Annotated in this window: 2 protein-coding genes and 1 pseudogene; all 3 read right to left on the minus strand. The window is 37.1% G+C overall.

Translation table 11 applies throughout. From position 1 onward, the window contains the following. A pseudogene (locus ACFIJK_RS09095) lies at positions 1–119 on the minus strand (exonuclease); the annotation flags it as partial. A gap of 1 nt (position 120) precedes the next feature. Then, positions 121–930, minus strand: a complete 810-nt coding sequence (locus tag ACFIJK_RS09100; protein WP_375627567.1) for an ERF family protein — start codon at positions 928–930, stop codon at positions 121–123. A gap of 154 nt (positions 931–1,084) precedes the next feature. After that, positions 1,085–1,615, minus strand: coding sequence for an antA/AntB antirepressor family protein (locus ACFIJK_RS09105; protein ID WP_375627568.1), 531 nt, complete (start codon positions 1,613–1,615; stop codon positions 1,085–1,087). Positions 1,616–1,976: the final 361 nt, after the last annotated feature.

The raw sequence follows: 1,976 nt of genomic DNA on the forward strand, positions 1-1,976 counted from the left end.
TAGTCTTCATATTTGCTTGTAGGCAAACCTTTTGCTGTCTTACTGAGTACGTTGTAAACGTTTGAAGCAGTGACTTTTCCTAGCCTTGCTTGAAACCATTCTGCTGTTCTTTGCTCCATTTCACACCGCCGTTTGTTGTTGAGTTGGTGCATATTCAATATCTTGTATAGGTGCATCTAATTGCTCTTGTTGTGCTTTTTTCATTTGTGAACGTTGCTTTTTTTTCAAAGAAAACAAAGCGATTTGAGCTTGTTTATAAGACATATCTGTTAGATTTTTTGCTCCTACGAAAGAGATAAGCTTACTTTCTTCAGATTGCGTTTTTTTAATTAATTCTTTGATTTCATTCATTTGTTCAGGAGAGATACCTGAAAGAAGCGTGTTGCCATCTGTATCGTCTTCTTTTCTTGCGACATTAAGAAGCATGCCTAAGAGATATCTACGTGCGTAGGTGAGAGTAGAACCAACCGCTTGTATGTTATTTTTGCTCCCTGTAGCATCAAAAGGAAAGGTTCCTTCTGTTGATATTTCATTGCCTGATATATGCTTTAAAGTCATTTCTACAGTTATGTCATTTGAACTCTGGTCTTTGATACGAGAGAACAAGGCAAAGTGATGTTTTGCAAGAGGTTCTTTGATTGCATCAATATATTTATCAAGCGTTGTATAGAGGCTTTTAGTATGTGTATTAATGGCGTTTTGTTCGATATTTTTGTATTCCATTTGCATAGCAGAAAGATCACGGACAAAGTTTTGGCGCTCTTGTCGTTTTATCTCTTGTTCTCGCAATTCAAGAAGACGCTTGAGACGATCCAGATCAACATCATTTTCTAAAGCTCTTTCTAAAATAAGCTCCATAGCTGTAGGTTTGATTTCACAATCATTCGTTTTTTCCACTAATTCCGTTTGTGTGGTACTTAGTTCCCTCATCTTGATTTCCTCCTATTTGAGCGCAATCCACCCGTGGCGTGAATCACGCTTGTTTTGAAAAATGGTTGTTTGGTTTTTACAATCCTGTTTCTAGAGACTGTGGTATTGTCACCTCCCCGCCCTTAAAGACGAGGAAATGAAATCTGTTTTTAAACTAAGCCGCTTTTACAATAGATTTTTCTAATACCTGTTTTGCTTCTTTAATGAGGGCTTTGTATTTTCTGTTTTCTTCGTCCACTCTAAAAGCGTCAATAAGACGCATATGAATTGGACCCAGAAGATACAAAACTTTTTCACCAGCGTTCATACCTTCCCAATAGCTTGGCAAATCAAAGCGCGCATCACGATCATAATCAACAGATTGGTTTCTTAGTTTTTTCTCGCATTCAATAAAGTAACGTCGTGCTTGGCGTCCTTTCTCGTTACGTTCAACCATTGAAAGCTCTTTTGCCATGTCTAGAGTGAGATGGTACTCTGTCATGTTTACATTTTGACGCTCCCCCGTTTTGGGGAACGTTAGAATATAGTCTTTTGTGTGAACAAATTTATATGTTTTTATGCGGTTTTTAATCCATGTCGTAAAGTCGCGACCTACTTCTAAAAATGCATGCAATTCACGCGCATTAACGGTTTGAACTGTTTCCTGATCAATTGTTTGTTCTGATATTTTTATAAGAATGTTCATAATGAACTCCTATCGATTAGAGGTTTTTCATTGACACTCCATAAGAGTGCCGGGTGCTGAAAAACACGGTCGATAGTCCGTCGTTACGCTTTCCCCATAAAGGGTATTGTATAGCGTAACCACACCCGACAAAGTCATTATATGCGTGTAACATACAATGAGTCAAAGCCTTTAATGTGCGGAGAAAAGATTGTTTCGGTAATCTATCCGCTATCGATTCAAGGTGTTTTTCAAGCACCTGATTCGACAATAGACATACTGATATTATTTTGTCAATTAAAAAATTTGAAAATTGACGCAAATAGATTATATCGATTTCATCAGTAAATTCGTATTTCTTTTTCATTATTGCATTCCTTAA

The organism is Bartonella sp. PS17NMGDW (assembly GCF_042193555.1).
GTDB classification, from domain to species: domain Bacteria; phylum Pseudomonadota; class Alphaproteobacteria; order Rhizobiales; family Rhizobiaceae; genus Bartonella; species Bartonella grahamii.

Bases quoted from the DNA above. Each gene is read 5' to 3' on its own strand.
- ACFIJK_RS09100 (WP_375627567.1), bottom strand. From the start codon at position 930: ATGAGGGAACTAAGTACCACACAAACGGAATTAGTGGAAAAAACGAAT.
- ACFIJK_RS09105 (WP_375627568.1), bottom strand. From the start codon at position 1,615: ATGAACATTCTTATAAAAATATCAGAACAAACAATTGATCAGGAAACA.